Below are 13715 nucleotides of genomic sequence, written 5' to 3'. Positions count from 1 at the left end.
TTCACGCCTGCAGGAGTTACACCGGCGGATTGAGTTTCTTTGGCCAAATGAAGAGGGGCCGCAGATGGCGCGACTGACCTCCCGGTTTTGGGTTGATGCCTATCTTGCGCGTCTGCGGTTTCAGGATATCCCGGCCTTTGTGGTGGCTCATGGCGACGACACGGGCGGCGCGGTTCTGGTGAAATTGTCCACGCTGGATGGTCGCGCAATGGTGTTTCAGCGGTCTTTTGACCTGATGAGCGGCGAGCGACGCTGGATTGAACTCAGCAGCGGGGAAGAGGCCGAGGTAGACGAGGCCATTGCACGGCAGCGCGGGTTTGATCCGGATATCTGGGTGATTGAGGTCGAGGACAGGCAGGGGCGGCATCTGTTGGATGAAGAGGGGCTTGGCTGATGGAATGGCGCGATCAGGGCATATTGCTAAGCACGCGCCGCCATGGGGAAACCTCGGCCATTATTGAGATGTTCACGCCCCAGCAGGGCCGCCATATGGGCGTGGTGCGCGGTGGCACCAGCCGCAAAATTGCGCCGATCCTGCAACCGGGTGCGCAGCTTGACGTGGCCTGGCGGGCGCGTCTGGAAGACCATATTGGCAGTTTCACGGTTGAGCCGGTGCGCAGCCGCGCTGCTGCGGCGATGGGCGACCGGATGGCGCTGGCAGGGCTGAACACGGTGACAGCACTGTTGTCATTCTGCCTGCCGGAACGGGAGCCGCACTTAGCGCTTTATCAACGCACAGAGGCGTTATTGGATTTGCTGGGGGAAGACACCGTTTGGCCCTTGGCCTATCTGCATTGGGAGCTGACCTTGCTGGAAGACATGGGCTATGGGCTCGATCTGACGGTTTGCGCCGTGACGGGATCAACCGAGGATTTGATCTATGTTTCGCCCAAATCGGGCAGGGCGGTTTCCGCCAAAGGTGCAGGAGAATGGGCGGATCGTTTGTTGCCACTGCCGCCTGTTTTGCGGGGCGAGGGCGACGGGAAGGCGGCGCAGATTATGCAGGCCTTCAAAACCACTGGGTATTTCCTGAAGTCACATCTGGCGCAGGATCTGGGCGGTAAGCCCTTGCCCGAAGCGCGTGCGCGGTATGTTGAAGCGTTCAGCCGTCTGAGCGGAAAACCATAAGCATTCCGTCATCATCCGAAAGCATCAAGGTGTTGCCAAACACCTCGGACAGTGTGGCAGAGCCAAGTGCGTCGAAAAAAGCGACCTCGGTCTCCAACTCAGGGCAGGCGCGTTTGGTCGCGGCAATCGGCCCGGTCTCAAACCAGGGGTAGGGCACGTCCATCGTGGTACCGTAGCTGTTGCAGGGGGCTTGACCCACAATGCGCCCCTGTTCGGGGAATGTCAGCGTGATACTTGGCGTGGCGGTAAAATCCCGCGCCTCTGCCAGCACCCAGATTTTATCTGCCGCACCGTGTCCGCGCAGGGTTTCGTCGGCAAAACAGCCTGCGACCAAGCTGAGCGGGATAAGGGCGGCAATCCATTTCATTCCATTCAGGTAGGATGGGTGTTTGGCCACTGCAAGGGTCATTCCAAGGCGAGGATAAGATCAATCAAGGTGGTCAATGCCGGAGCGGGATCGCTGCCATCGCGACTGCACAGATCATCGCCTCCCACATAGGCGGCATAGATGATGCGGGCAAAAGCGGGGTTGGAGAGGCCCAGCTGCGCCAGTTGATCGGCAAGGTAGCCCTCGCGCTTGGCGTCAACCCGCGCAATGGCCTCGGCGACATTGGTATCGTCGCGGCCCCAGGCACGGATGGCGGGTTCAAGGTCTTGCCCGCCCATTTCCTCGGGTGCAGAAACTGCAGCAATTTGTCCCAAGGCCCGCAGGCGTTGCCTTGGGTCCGGCATGGTGTCCAGTTCTGCAACGATGCTGGAAAAGGCGCGATCCTCCCAAAGGGTCAACATGGCCTGATGAAACGCCGGAACGTCCGCAAAATGCCAATAAAATGAACCTTTTGTGGTTTTCAGGCTGCGCGCCAGAGGCTCCGCTCGCAGGGATTTCGGACCATTCTGGGCCAAGGAAAGAAAGCCAGCAGCAATCCAATTTTCAGAGGTGAGGCGGTTTGGTTTGGGCATGATTTACCATACGCCACCGTATTGACGGCGGCAAGGAGATATGCAACATACGCTGGCGTATGGATAAGGAGAAGCCAGATGTCCGTTGCTTTGATGATTGCCGCCTTTCTAATGCTGCTGACCAGCGCCATTCATGTGTTTGCGGGCGGTCCTGAAATTATGACACCCATTCGCCAATCCGACTTGAGCAAGCCGGTCAAGGCCGTTGCCGATGTGGTTTGGCACGGGATCACTGTGATGTTGTTGCTGATGGCAGCGGGTTTGGCCTGGCTGGCCTATGTGCCTAATCCAGCCTTGCTATGGATGATATGTGCCGTGCAAATCGGGTTTGCCGGATTGTTTATTGCTTATGGCATGGGCCGGCTTGGCAATCTCAAACAGATGCCACAATGGATCATCTTTTTGGGGATACCCGCGCTCAGCCTTTGGGCGGTCTACGGGTAAAGCCTTGGCCGGGGCGGAGTGATCCGCCCCGCCAGTTTAGCCCAAAAGACGGCGTGAGATCACCTGCGCCTGAATTTCTGCCGCCCCTTCAAAGATATTCAGGATGCGGGCGTCACACAAAACGCGGCTGATTTTGTATTCCAGCGCAAAGCCGTTGCCGCCGTGGATTTGCAGACCATTGTCCGCCGCCGCCCAGGCGACACGGGCGCCCAGCAATTTGGCCATGCCTGCCTCAACGTCGCAGCGGCGCCCCTCGTCTTTTTCAAAGGCGGAGAAATAGGTCAATTGGCGCGCAACCATCAATTCCACCGCCATCATTGCCAGTTTGGACGACACACGCGGGAAGTTGATCAGCGCCTTGCCGAATTGCTTGCGATCCTGCGCATATTGCATCGAAATATCCAACGCCGATTGCGCCACGCCGATGGCGCGGGCCGCGGTCTGGATTCGGGCGCTTTCAAAGGTCTCCATCAATTGCTTGAAACCCTTGCCCTCTTCACCGCCAAGAAGGTTCTCGCCTTTAACCTCAAACCCGTCAAAGCCCAGTTCGTATTCTTTCATACCGCGATAGCCGAGCACTTCGATCTCGCCGCCGGTCATGCCTTCGGTCGGGAAGGGGTCTTCATCGGTGCCGGGGGTCTTTTCCGCCAGGAACATGGACAACCCGCGATAATCGGTTGTGTTCGGATCGGTGCGGGCCAGCAATGTCATCACATGGGTGCGGGCGGCATGGGTGATCCAGGTCTTGTTGCCGGTTATCTTGTAGTTGTCGCCTTCTTTCACGGCGCGGGTTCGGAGGGAGCCCAGATCGGAGCCGGTGTTCGGTTCTGTAAAGACGGCCGTGGGCAAGGTTTCGGCAGAGGCAATGCGGGGCAACCATTTGGTTTTTTGCTCGTCCGTGCCGCCTGCGATGATCAATTCCGCCGCAATCTCGGAACGGGTGCCGAGCGAACCAACACCGATATAGCCGCGCGAGAGTTCTTCGGAGACCACGCACATGGAAGCTTTGGACAGGCCGAACCCGCCGTATTCTTCCGGAATGGTGAGGCCAAAGACGCCCATCTCGGCCAGCTCGTTGATAACCTCCATCGGGATCAGCTCATCGTTGAGATGCCAATCGTGGGCAAAGGGTTCAACCTTCTCCACTGCATAGCGGCGGAATTGTTCACGGATCATCTCTAGCTCTTCGTCAAGACCACTCGCGCCGACGGTGATATTTGCGGAGTGTTCCTGCATCAGCTCGACCAGGCGGGTGCGGGCATTCTGGGTGTTGCCACCTTGGGTCAGGGCCATGATGGCGGGGTCCATCATGTCGCGCATGTCGTCTTGGGACAGTCCAAGATCTTGCAGGCGCAGCATTTCCCCCTGATTCATCTGGATGCCGCCGTAGATCTGCCAGAGGTATTCACCAAAGGCGATCTGGTGGATCAGTTGCTCGGTCTCGCCAAAGCGACCCTCACCGGACAACTTTTCGGCCCATTTTTGCATTTGCCGTAGCGCCTGTGCGTAGGTCGCAAGCCATGCCAAACCATGCGCAGCTGTTTGATGTTGCTCAATAAGCGCAGCAGAAACGCGGCCATCGGCACTGACCAGGGCGCGGACGGATTTGACAGCTTTTTCCAGAACCGCATCAACCGGACCAACCGCAGCAGCCGTCAGTTCCAACAGGTTGTCGAGAATAATCGAAGTGTGCATTGTCACGTCCTGACCATCATGAGCCATGTTTCTGATCCTCTTTTTGCTTGGCCACGGCATATCTCTTTCGCAGGTGCAGCACAACAAAGATACGTTTGAATGTGACATTTTGTTCGAAAATTACGCGGCGAAATTGCGGGTGCAGCGAAAACCAGAGGTGTTATGTAGACGCATGGATGCGATTTTTCCCTTTTTGACGCCCGCCACCTTGTCGCTTGCCCTGTTGATCGCGGTTTTTGGCGGATTCGTAAAAGGTGTTGTGGGGTTTGCGATGCCTTTGGTCATCATCTCGGGGCTGACCACCTTTATCGCGCCGGAATATGCGCTGGCAGGGCTGATCATTCCCACGCTCGTCGCCAATACGGTTCAGTCCCTGAGGCAAGGGGTTGGGGCCGCCTGGCAATCAATCAAAGCGTTTCGTGTGTTTCTCGCCGTTGGCGGGATTGCTCTTGTGACATCCGCGCAGATGGTTCGGACTGTGCCGGTTGAGACCCTGCAACTGCTGATCGGGGTGCCGGTTATGGTGTTCGTGCTGATCCAGCTTCTTGGAGTGACGTTACGTCTCTCTGGCCAGTCTGCGGCGGTTGAAGCGGTGATCGGGGCAATTGCGGGCTTTATCGGCGGGCTGTCCGGTGTCTGGGGGCCGCCAACTGTGATGTATCTGACTGCGCTTGAGACCGCAAAACAGGACCAGATGCGCATTCAGGGGGTGATTTACAGCGGGGGGGCGTTGGCGCTGTTTGGCGCACATCTCGGGTCAGGTGTACTGCGTGCCGAGACGTTGCCATTTTCGCTGGCCCTTCTGCCGCCTGCGTTGTTTGGCATGTGGCTGGGCGGACGCGTCTCCGACCGGATAGATCAAAAGATCTTCCGGCGGTCTACGTTGATTGTCCTGCTGTTTGCTGGTGCAAATTTGGTACGCCGCGCTCTGTTCTAGAGCGCTTGGGCCGACCCTTTTTGGGGTCGCTGTTGCGCCCCAGATCTAGCCGCGCCGTGCGACGGTGACGCCTGAAACGTCTTCAATGAAGGTTTTGATGCGGGTTTTGACCGCTTCGTCTTTGATCGCGGCAAGTGCGGTCACGATCTCCATCCCGGCGTCCTGGGCAGGGGCGGCGTTGTTGTTGTCGTGCAGACCTTCGAAGAAGTAGGACGGCGGAACATCAAGGATTTGAGCCAATTCAAAAAGGCGGCTTGCAGCGACCCGGTTTGAACCGATCTCGTATTTTTGAATCTGCTGGAAAGACAGGTTCAGCTTCTTGGCGACGTCGGTCTGGGACAGGCGCCGCAATGTGCGGATCTGCTTCAGCTTGCGGCCAACGTGAATATCGACTGGATGTGACATAAAAAAACCTCTGGTTGTGCCTGACATTGATCGCGAACTTCTTAAGCGCGTTCAATTGAATAGATTTTTCCACTTTTGGGAGAAATATGTACAATTGATGGATGATTTTTGTTGCGCTAATGGATGATTTACATACTATAGGCCCGTTATGAACCAACATCTTAATCCCAAGCCCGAGGCGGCATCGGACGCGCCTGCTCCGCCACCGGCGCTCTTGTTTGAAATGATACGGTCTTTCGTAACCCTTGCTGCGACGCTGAACCTGTCTCATGCCGTGAAAGAGCTCGACAGCACGCGGCAGACTGTCAGGCGGCACATCTCTACGCTCGAAGAACAGATGGGTGCGCAGCTTTTCTTCGTCGATGACCGCCGCTACCAATTGACCGCCGCAGGAGAGGCCGCACTGCCGGGAGCCAAGGATTTATTGGCCCGCGGGACCACTTGGCTGCGCGGGCAGGTCAGTTCTGTTGGTCATTTGCAGCTTCTCAAGGCGCATGTAGGAAAGTGGGATTTCTATCAAGAACAGCAACCCATCGGCCGCATTTGGAAAGACCCGTCCTTGCTGTTGCGCGAAACATTTCGTGCTTGGGCGATGTCTGCGGGCGAAATTGAGAGCCCGCAATTTGCACATGTCCGTCCCTATCTGATCATCTATCGGCAGACCGAAGGGGCGTGGATCTGCGTCGAATTTGGCCAAAAATCGGTCTATGTGAATTGGTTCGGACAGGACTATGCCCGCTCAAGTATTGGCCGCCCGATCAGTCAAATGCCTGCCGGTGAGGAGTTTTCCTACCTGATTTACGAGGCATTCCACGAGGTTGAAGCCACCCAAACTGCGCGTCTGGACCACGTTTTTACCCGAATGCCGCGCCTTCCAAGCGATTCGCTTGCCCCTGTTGCCTATCAAAGATTGATTCTCAGCGGGTTCTTTCCGGATGGATCACCGGCGGTTATGTCGCTGATTCTGCCAGTGGATCAGGTCCGGATCAGCGGGCTCGACCCATCGCTGATCGAATCACTAGACCCGGTTACGCCCATCGCGTTCGACCCCGAAGATGCCGTATTCGAAAGGGGAATTTCCGGAAAATAACATCATATCTCAACAACTTTGGCCATCCGATTCAATTATCGGGTGTTTTTTTGCTGTTTGTACTAGTGTGAGAAACAATAGGCCAAAGGAGACAGAGTATGACGATCCAATTCCCTCAGGACGCGGCGCCGTTTATCGCGACCAGTCGCAATGTATTGCGGGCTCACGGGGTCGAAGTCACAATTGGTAGTGATTTCGAGGAATACAGCCGGATTATTTCAGAAGAACGCAAGGTTCAGAATCTCGGCGCGCCTTTCAATTACGAAATGCATGATCTGTCGAAGAAGAATGCCTTTTGGCTGATTGGGCGGAACAAAGAGGGCGAATTGATCCACACCCAAGCGGCGAAGAAGGTGCCTTTGCGCGGAAAAACACTGGCCAATCATCTACTTAGCCGGTTCCGGGATTTCCCGCCGCCAATTCCGGGTGTCAACCTTGAGCGGTCGCGGTTTCGCGCGACGCCGGGCTCCCACCGTATTGTTGGCAACGTTGTTTATCATGGCGAAGTTTGGATGGCCCCCGAGAAGGGCAAGTATCGCGGCTCTGGTTTGTCGACGGTTCTGGCGCGTACAGGCCTGCTTGAGGTGACGCGCCGTTGGAATCCTGACTTCATGTTCGGCTTTATGTTGCGCACCGTAGCGTTCAAAGGGTTCTCTGAGCGGATGGGCTATATGCACAACGAACCGAATGCATTGAAATGGCAGATCGCTGGCCGCGATGTGCCGATCGAGGCGTTCCTGACCTGGCTCAGCCAGGAAGACGCGCGGTTCTTGCTGGATATTCCTGTCGAAGATCTGGTTATGGAAGCGGCCTGACCTGACTATCCTTTGGCAAAAAGAAAAAGAGCCGCAGGTTTCTGCGGCTCTTTTTCTTTTTTGTTCTGCAGATCAGCCGATAGCGGCGGCTTTCACATCATCATCAATGAAGGGCAGATACTGTGCAAAGTTTTCGGAGAACATATTGACCAGCTTGGTCGCTTGACGGTCGTAGGCTTCAGCATTGTCCCATGTGCGGCGCGGATCCAGCAGGATGTCAGGGACACCGTCTACAGATACGGGTACTTCAAAACCGAAGTTTGCATCCTTGCGGTATTTTACATCCGCCAGAGCCCCTTCAAGCGCGGCGGTCAGCAAGGCGCGTGTGGCTTTGATCGGCATGCGTGAGCCGGTGCCGTATGCCCCGCCGGTCCAGCCGGTGTTCACCAACCAGCAGGTCGCGCCATGTTGGGCGATCTTTTCGCGCAGCAGGTTGCCGTAAACCTCCGGCCGGCGCGGCATGAAAGGCGCTCCAAAACAGGTGGAGAAGGTCGGCTCCGGCTCGGTCACGCCGCGCTCTGTTCCGGCCACTTTGGAGGTGAAGCCGGACAGGAAATGATACATCGCCTGTGCCGGGGTCAGCCGCGCAATGGGGGGCAAGACGCCAAAGGCATCGCAGGTCAGCATGATGATATTCTTGGGATGGCCGCCCACAGCCTTTTCTGATGCGTTTGAAATATAGTGCAGCGGATAGGCGCAGCGCATGTTGGCTGTCAGGCTGTCGTCGTTGAAGTCCAGTTCTTTGGTGTCTTCGTCAAAGACCATGTTTTCGATGACGGTGCCGAATTTCTTGGTGGTCGCATAGATCTCTGGCTCTGCCTCGGCGCTGAGGTTGATCGTTTTGGCATAGCAGCCGCCCTCAAAGTTGAAGGTGCCATTGTCAGACCAGCCATGTTCGTCATCGCCAATCAAGGTGCGCTGCGGATCGGCAGAGAGTGTCGTTTTGCCGGTCCCGGACAGGCCAAAGAATACCGCTGTGTCCACAGGATTGCCCGTCGCATGGTTGGCAGAGCAGTGCATTGGCATGATGCCCTTTTCCGGCAGCAGGTAGTTCAAAAGGGTAAAGACGGATTTCTTGTTCTCGCCTGCGTATTCCGTCCCGCCGATCAAGATCATCTTGCGGTCAAAATTCATGGCGATCACGGTCTCGGACCGGCAGTTGTGCTTCTTCGGATCTGCCTGAAAGCTGGGGCAGTTGATGACGGTGAAATCGGCGATGAATTCATCCAATGCATCACGCTCGGGCCGGCGCAGCATGGTGCGGATGAACAGGCCATGCCAAGCCAACTCGGTGACCATGCGCACGTTGATGGCATGCCGCGGATCTGCACCGCCCACCAGATCCTGAACGAAATACTCGCCGCCTTGCATATGGGCGATCATGTCTTCGTATAGGGCGTCAAACCCTTCGGGCGACATCTCCGCGTTGTTTTCCCACCAAATGCTGTCAGCGACGCTGTCTGTCTTGACGACATGTTTGTCTTTGGGGGAGCGTCCGGTGAATTTGCCTGTTGTAACAAGGAACGCGCCACCGTTGCCAAGGGTGCCCTCGCCGCGCTTGAGCGCGGTTTCGATCAGCGCGGGTTCCATCAGGTTATAATAGACATTGCCCAGCCCGTTGATCTGTTGATCCTCAAGGCGGAACTGCGGGTTTACCCGTCCAAATGTCATACAATGTCTCCTGTAGGCGCGCGCAAACTGGCGCTATCTGGCTTGATCGGGCCAACTGGCCCTGGGCCTCAAAGGGCCTTGAAACGCCTCATAACACGACCGCGAAAGATATGAACAGGCGGCTTTGCCGCAGTTAGCGCCATCATGGCGAACTTTGGCCTCAGGCCCCAAATTCCGCAGGGCAACGCCTGAAATCGCGGCAGGGTTCGATCGGGCAAACTGCGGCAATTTCGCCATTCCTAACCAAATTATGGCGAAATTACGGTGTGTTTCGGGACTGATTCGCAGTTTGAGATTGATTCGGGGGGCAAAAGTGTTGATCAATGGCCTCAAAACAAAAAATTAAAAATTGAGCAGCATAAGGAAACAGGCAATGTCAAAAATTGCATTGGTGGACGACGACAGGAACATCCTGACGTCTGTTTCGATGACTCTCGAAGCAGAAGGCTTTGAAGTTGAAACCTACAACGACGGGCAGGCCGCACTCGACGCATTCAACAAACGCCTTCCCGATATGGCCGTTCTGGATATCAAGATGCCGCGCATGGACGGCATGGACCTGCTCCAGCGGTTGCGCCAGAAAACTGCGATGCCAGTGATCTTTCTCACGTCCAAAGATGACGAGATTGACGAGGTTCTTGGCCTGCGGATGGGCGCAGATGACTACGTGAAAAAACCGTTCAGCCAGCGCCTGTTGGTGGAACGCATCCGCGCCCTTTTGCGTCGGCAGGACGCAGTTGCCACGGATGAGGTGGGCGAGACCGAAGAGACCAAGGTGATGGAACGCGGCGATCTGCGGATGGATCCGCTGCGCCACGCCGTCAGCTGGAAGGGCAAGGACGTGTCTCTCACAGTGACAGAGTTCCTGCTGCTCCAAGCACTGGCGCAGCGCCCCGGTTTTGTAAAATCGCGCGATCAGTTGATGGATGTCGCCTATGACGATCAGGTCTATGTGGATGACCGCACCATCGACAGCCACATCAAACGCCTGCGTAAGAAGATGCGCACCGCGGATGATGAGTTCTCCGCGATTGAGACACTGTACGGCATCGGCTACAGATATAACGAAGAATGATCTGAACCGATGGCACTGGCCGAAAGGAACTTTGTGCGGGACCTGAGCACCACCCCACGGGACGGAGATGTTGTTCTGGGCGATGATTGGGTCGCCCCGGATCAATCCGCCCCGGACGAGCTGCGCGTGCGGCGCGAACGGCGTGGGTTGTTTTCGCTGCGCACCTCGCCGCTGACCCGCAAGATCATCACGTTCAACCTGATTGCGTTGAATGTGCTGGTGGCGGGCATCTTGTATCTGAACTCCTCTCGGGATTCTCTGGCCCTTCAACGGGCGTCTTCGCTTTTGTCTGAGGCGGAATTGATTGCCGACGTGATTGAGGCACGGTTGCCGGAGGGGGGTGTTGTCGATCTTGCCACCGGCGGTGGCATTGACGTCGCGGCCACCTTGGAGGGGCTCGATCTGCGCAGCGGCGTCGATGTTTTTGTGTTCGATACCGCCGAGACACTGATTGCCACCAGCGAAGGGCGTTTGCCCTTGGCCGAAAAACTTGGCGCAGAAGGGGATGACAGTCGCACATTGCTGACAGACGGGCTGACCTTTGTCTGGGATGCCGTGTCCGGCGTGTTTAGCGGTGGTCAGGACGATGCCGCCGCCCTGCCATTGGAAGACCAGTTCAAACCGTTGATCGCCGGTAGCCTGACCTCCGGCACGCATATCGAGAACACCATTGATGCCAATGGCAACACCTTGTTCACGGTGCTGACCCCCATAATGCAGTCCGGGCAGCCGCTCGGCGTTGTGGCAATTGCCTCCGCCGCGGGTGAAATTGATAAGCTTGTCCGCAGTGAACGTGAACGTGTCTTGCAGATGTTTGTGATTGCCACACTGGTTTCCATTGGTCTGAGCCTTGTTTTGGCGTCAACCATTGCCAATCCACTGGCTGATCTGGCCGCTGCGGCCGAGCTTGGCCGTGACAAGGATGCCCGCAAGATGAACCCGGGGCGGATAAGGATCCCTGATCTGACCGCGCGGCCTGATGAGATCGGGCGCTTGTCCGGCGCGTTGCGCGGCATGGTTTCGGCGCTCTACAACCGGATTGACGGCAACGAACAATTTGCAGCCGATGTGGCGCATGAGATCAAGAACCCATTGGCTTCGCTGCGCTCCGCTGTTGGCACGCTGCGGATGATCAAGCGTGAAGATCAGCGCGAGAAACTGCTGGATGTGATTGATCACGACGTGCGGCGCCTTGACCGTCTGGTGAGCGACATTTCGAACGCATCGCGTCTGGATTCAGAACTGGTCAAAGAAGAAGAAGAACAGTTCGATCTGCTCAATATGGTTGGCAACCTGAGCCAGTACCTGGGCGAGGATGCCAAGAGCAAAGGCATTGATTTCATCACTGATCTGCCGGCCAACCCGATTCTCGTTCACGGGCTAGAGGCCCGTTTGGCGCAGGTCTTTGTGAATTTGATCACAAACGCCATTTCGTTTTGCGAAGATGGCGATGCTATCCGGGTTTGGGCGCGCAAGCGTGAGAACCGCGTTCTTGTCGTCGTTGAGGACACTGGCCCCGGTATTCCAGATCAGGCTCTGTCGAAGATTTTCAAGCGGTTCTATTCCGAACGGCCGGTCGAGCATTTTGGCAACAACTCTGGTCTGGGTCTGGCGATTTCCAAGCAGATCGTGGAAGCGCATGGCGGTGTGATCTGGGCCGAGAATATTCGCCCGACCGAGGCCGACATCACATCAGAACCACTGGGCGCCCGGTTTGTTGTGGGCCTGCCAACCTGATCAGAAAGCGATGATGACGGTATGGCACCGCTGACCGAGACCCTGCATGCCACCACCGTCAGTCTGGATGGGCATGGGGCACTCATACTTGGTGCATCGGGAACCGGAAAATCCGCGCTGGCGCTTCAACTGATCGCGCTTGGGGCGGTTCTGGTGGCGGATGACCGAACGCTCCTCACATCCGATGCAAAGACCGTCACCGCATCTGCGCCAGACGCAATCGCAGGCAAGATCGAGGCACGAGGCGTCGGTATTCTGAACGTGCCCTATGCGCATTCCGCACAAGTGGTACTGGCCGTTGATATGGGGCAGCATACCGCACAGCGATTGCCTGATCCTGTCAGTATCGAAGTGCTGGACATCCCCTTGCCCTGTCTGCGCCGTGTTGATGGGCCGCATTTTGCAGCAGCTATCTTGCTTTCCCTCCGGCGAAGTATAAATCTTCGATCATGATCCCCAATGACAACGCCTCAATGACCCCCGTTGAAGGGCCACAGCGCCGCATCGTGCTTGTGACCGGACCGTCCGGCGCAGGCCGGTCCTCGGCGTTGAATGTTCTTGAGGACGCGGGCTTTGAGGCCATCGACAACCTGCCACTTCGGCTTTTGCCTGCCCTGCTGTCCAGCCCGGAACAGGACCACCCGATGGCCTTGGGCATAGATGCGCGGAACCGTGATTTTTCGACCGATGCCATTCTTGATCTGTTGGGCGAACTGTCGGCCCGCAGCGATTTGAAGGTCGAATTGTTTTATCTCGACTGTGACACAGATGTGCTGCTTCGTCGGTTCTCGGAAACCCGCCGCAGGCACCCGCTGGCCCCCGAAGACAGCCCTGCCGCAGGCATTGAACGCGAACAGCTGTTGCTGCGCCCGCTTCGGACCCGGGCCGACGTTCTGATCGACACCAGCCAGCTGAACGTGCATGAGCTGCGTGCGGAGGTGGAGCATTGGTTTGCGCCCGGCGGCAAGCATGACCTGAGCATCTCTGTGCAGTCTTTTTCCTACAAGCGGGGGCTGCCGCGCAGTGTGGATTTGGTGTTCGATTGCCGGTTTCTACGCAACCCGTTCTGGGACGAAAGCCTTCGGGGATTGAATGGCACGGATGATGCGGTTGCAGGCTATGTCAGGAGTGATCCGCGCTTTGCGAGTTTCTCGGACAAGGTCTTTGAATTGTGCCAGATGATTCTGCCTGCTTCTCAGGATGAGGGAAAGTCACACATTTCAATCGCCTTTGGGTGTACCGGCGGGCAGCATCGGTCGGTGACGTTGGCAGAAGATCATGCTTTGCGCCTTGCACAGGAGGGTTGGCAAGTGTCAATAAGACACCGCGAGTTGGATCCTCAGGACCGGAAAGAGACATCGACGTGATCGGAATTGTGATAGTCGCACATGGCGGACTGGCGGGGGAATACCTTGCCGCGATTGAACATGTTGTTGGCTCGCAAAATGGGGTCCGGGCGATCTCGATCCACGCTGACCATGATCGCAGTGCCAAGGAATCCGAGATCTGCGCCGCCGCTGACGAGGTTGACCAGGGTGCAGGCGTGGTGATCGTGACGGATCTGTTTGGCGGATCGCCATCGAACCTGTCGCTTTTGGCGTGCCGTCCAGAGAACCGGCGCATTCTCTATGGTGCCAACCTGCCGATGTTGATCAAACTGGCCAAATCCCGCCAGATGGATGTGCCCGATGCGGTGCGCGCCGCGCTTGATGCTGGTAAGAAGTATATCGACAGCCAAAATGTGAGCGCAGGTTAGAA

Annotated in this window: 16 protein-coding genes; 11 read left to right on the top strand and 5 right to left on the bottom strand. The window is 56.8% G+C overall.

Annotation, left to right across the window (positions count from 1 at the left end):
* Positions 1–64: 64 nt before the first annotated feature.
* Together JNX03_RS10995 and recO are read left to right on the top strand one after the other, a co-directional pair.
* Positions 65–394 carry a DUF1491 family protein gene (locus JNX03_RS10995; protein WP_203209083.1) on the top strand — a complete coding sequence of 110 codons (330 nt, stop codon included), beginning with the start codon at positions 65–67 and terminating at the stop codon, positions 392–394.
* Complete coding sequence (recO, locus tag JNX03_RS10990; RefSeq protein WP_203209082.1) at positions 394–1128, top strand: DNA repair protein RecO; 735 nt, start codon at positions 394–396, stop codon at positions 1126–1128. The genes JNX03_RS10995 and recO overlap by 1 nt, the downstream gene beginning before the upstream one ends.
* Here recO and JNX03_RS10985 read toward each other — a convergent pair.
* Together JNX03_RS10985 and JNX03_RS10980 are read right to left on the bottom strand one after the other, a co-directional pair.
* Complete coding sequence (locus JNX03_RS10985) at positions 1103–1525, bottom strand: META domain-containing protein (protein WP_231024223.1); 423 nt, start codon at positions 1523–1525, stop codon at positions 1103–1105. The two genes, recO and JNX03_RS10985, sit on opposite strands and share 26 nt — an antisense overlap.
* An 8-nt stretch (positions 1526–1533) precedes the next feature.
* A complete protein-coding gene (locus tag JNX03_RS10980) occupies positions 1534–2088 on the bottom strand; it encodes a TetR/AcrR family transcriptional regulator (RefSeq protein ID WP_203240794.1) in 555 nt (184 codons plus the stop codon).
* Between the two features lie 78 nt (positions 2089–2166).
* On the opposite strand from JNX03_RS10980, the gene JNX03_RS10975 reads away from it, so the two are divergent.
* Positions 2167–2532, top strand: a complete 366-nt coding sequence (locus JNX03_RS10975) for a hypothetical protein (RefSeq protein ID WP_203209080.1) — start codon at positions 2167–2169, stop codon at positions 2530–2532.
* A 36-nt stretch (positions 2533–2568) separates the two neighbouring features.
* Here JNX03_RS10975 and JNX03_RS10970 read toward each other — a convergent pair whose 3' ends face one another.
* Positions 2569–4254 (bottom strand): acyl-CoA dehydrogenase family protein, encoded by a 1686-nt coding sequence (locus JNX03_RS10970; protein WP_203209079.1) that lies wholly within the window; start codon positions 4252–4254, stop codon positions 2569–2571.
* A 145-nt stretch (positions 4255–4399) separates the two neighbouring features.
* Between JNX03_RS10970 and JNX03_RS10965 the strand changes: the two genes are divergently transcribed.
* Entirely contained in the window at positions 4400–5164 is a 765-nt protein-coding gene (locus JNX03_RS10965) for a sulfite exporter TauE/SafE family protein (RefSeq protein WP_203209078.1), read from the top strand.
* A 45-nt stretch (positions 5165–5209) separates the two neighbouring features.
* On the opposite strand, the gene JNX03_RS10960 is transcribed toward JNX03_RS10965, so the two are convergent.
* A complete protein-coding gene (locus JNX03_RS10960; protein WP_025046922.1) occupies positions 5210–5569 on the bottom strand; it encodes a helix-turn-helix domain-containing protein in 360 nt (119 codons plus the stop codon).
* A 148-nt stretch (positions 5570–5717) separates the two neighbouring features.
* On the opposite strand from JNX03_RS10960, the gene JNX03_RS10955 reads away from it, so the two are divergent.
* Together JNX03_RS10955 and JNX03_RS10950 are read left to right on the top strand one after the other, a co-directional pair.
* Entirely contained in the window at positions 5718–6659 is a 942-nt protein-coding gene (locus JNX03_RS10955) for a helix-turn-helix domain-containing protein (protein WP_231024227.1), read from the top strand.
* A gap of 98 nt (positions 6660–6757) precedes the next feature.
* Positions 6758–7474, top strand: coding sequence for a hypothetical protein (locus tag JNX03_RS10950; RefSeq protein WP_203209077.1), 717 nt, complete (start codon positions 6758–6760; stop codon positions 7472–7474).
* A 72-nt stretch (positions 7475–7546) separates the two neighbouring features.
* Here the strand turns inward: JNX03_RS10950 and JNX03_RS10945 are convergent, their stop codons facing one another.
* Positions 7547–9145: a phosphoenolpyruvate carboxykinase gene (locus JNX03_RS10945; RefSeq protein ID WP_203209076.1), complete on the bottom strand. Its 1599-nt coding sequence runs from the start codon at positions 9143–9145 to the stop codon at positions 7547–7549.
* A gap of 373 nt (positions 9146–9518) precedes the next feature.
* On the opposite strand from JNX03_RS10945, the gene JNX03_RS10940 reads away from it, so the two are divergent.
* From JNX03_RS10940 to JNX03_RS10920, 5 genes are read left to right on the top strand one after another with little or no spacing between them, the layout of a single operon-like run.
* On the top strand, positions 9519–10220 hold the full coding sequence (locus JNX03_RS10940) for a response regulator transcription factor (RefSeq protein ID WP_037905394.1): 702 nt from the start codon (positions 9519–9521) through the stop codon (positions 10218–10220).
* 9 nt (positions 10221–10229) lie between these two features.
* The gene (locus JNX03_RS10935; RefSeq protein WP_203209075.1) at positions 10230–11957 is read left to right on the top strand and encodes a sensor histidine kinase; all 1728 of its coding nucleotides are present in this window, start codon (positions 10230–10232) and stop codon (positions 11955–11957) included.
* 21 nt (positions 11958–11978) lie between these two features.
* A complete protein-coding gene (locus tag JNX03_RS10930) occupies positions 11979–12410 on the top strand; it encodes an HPr kinase/phosphorylase (protein WP_203209074.1) in 432 nt (143 codons plus the stop codon).
* A 20-nt stretch (positions 12411–12430) separates the two neighbouring features.
* Positions 12431–13324, top strand: a complete 894-nt coding sequence (gene rapZ / locus JNX03_RS10925) for an RNase adapter RapZ (protein ID WP_203212225.1) — start codon at positions 12431–12433, stop codon at positions 13322–13324.
* A complete protein-coding gene (locus JNX03_RS10920) occupies positions 13321–13713 on the top strand; it encodes a PTS sugar transporter subunit IIA (protein ID WP_203209073.1) in 393 nt (130 codons plus the stop codon). Before rapZ ends, JNX03_RS10920 begins: the two co-directional genes overlap by 4 nt.
* The last annotated feature ends 2 nt before the right edge of the window (positions 13714–13715 follow it).

The sequence above is a fragment of the Sulfitobacter mediterraneus genome (assembly GCF_016801775.1).
GTDB lineage: Bacteria > Pseudomonadota > Alphaproteobacteria > Rhodobacterales > Rhodobacteraceae > Sulfitobacter > Sulfitobacter mediterraneus_A.
Note: the sequence above shows the minus strand (reverse complement) of the source record. Positions and strands in the feature narration are given on the sequence as shown.

Excerpts from the sequence above, each read along its gene's own strand:
- JNX03_RS10930 (WP_203209074.1), top strand. The coding sequence starts at position 11,979 with ATGGCACCGCTGACCGAGACCCTGCATGCCACCACCGTCAGTCTGGAT.
- JNX03_RS10935 (WP_203209075.1), top strand. The coding sequence starts at position 10,230 with ATGGCACTGGCCGAAAGGAACTTTGTGCGGGACCTGAGCACCACCCCA.
- JNX03_RS10980 (WP_203240794.1), bottom strand. The coding sequence starts at position 2,088 with ATGCCCAAACCAAACCGCCTCACCTCTGAAAATTGGATTGCTGCTGGC.
- JNX03_RS10965 (WP_203209078.1), top strand. The coding sequence starts at position 4,400 with ATGGATGCGATTTTTCCCTTTTTGACGCCCGCCACCTTGTCGCTTGCC.
- JNX03_RS10975 (WP_203209080.1), top strand. The coding sequence starts at position 2,167 with ATGTCCGTTGCTTTGATGATTGCCGCCTTTCTAATGCTGCTGACCAGC.
- recO (WP_203209082.1), top strand. The coding sequence starts at position 394 with ATGGAATGGCGCGATCAGGGCATATTGCTAAGCACGCGCCGCCATGGG.
- JNX03_RS10955 (WP_231024227.1), top strand. The coding sequence starts at position 5,718 with ATGAACCAACATCTTAATCCCAAGCCCGAGGCGGCATCGGACGCGCCT.
- JNX03_RS10945 (WP_203209076.1), bottom strand. The coding sequence starts at position 9,145 with ATGACATTTGGACGGGTAAACCCGCAGTTCCGCCTTGAGGATCAACAG.
- rapZ (WP_203212225.1), top strand. The coding sequence starts at position 12,431 with ATGACCCCCGTTGAAGGGCCACAGCGCCGCATCGTGCTTGTGACCGGA.
- JNX03_RS10970 (WP_203209079.1), bottom strand. The coding sequence starts at position 4,254 with ATGGCTCATGATGGTCAGGACGTGACAATGCACACTTCGATTATTCTC.
- JNX03_RS10995 (WP_203209083.1), top strand. The coding sequence starts at position 65 with ATGGCGCGACTGACCTCCCGGTTTTGGGTTGATGCCTATCTTGCGCGT.
- JNX03_RS10950 (WP_203209077.1), top strand. The coding sequence starts at position 6,758 with ATGACGATCCAATTCCCTCAGGACGCGGCGCCGTTTATCGCGACCAGT.
- JNX03_RS10960 (WP_025046922.1), bottom strand. The coding sequence starts at position 5,569 with ATGTCACATCCAGTCGATATTCACGTTGGCCGCAAGCTGAAGCAGATC.
- JNX03_RS10940 (WP_037905394.1), top strand. The coding sequence starts at position 9,519 with ATGTCAAAAATTGCATTGGTGGACGACGACAGGAACATCCTGACGTCT.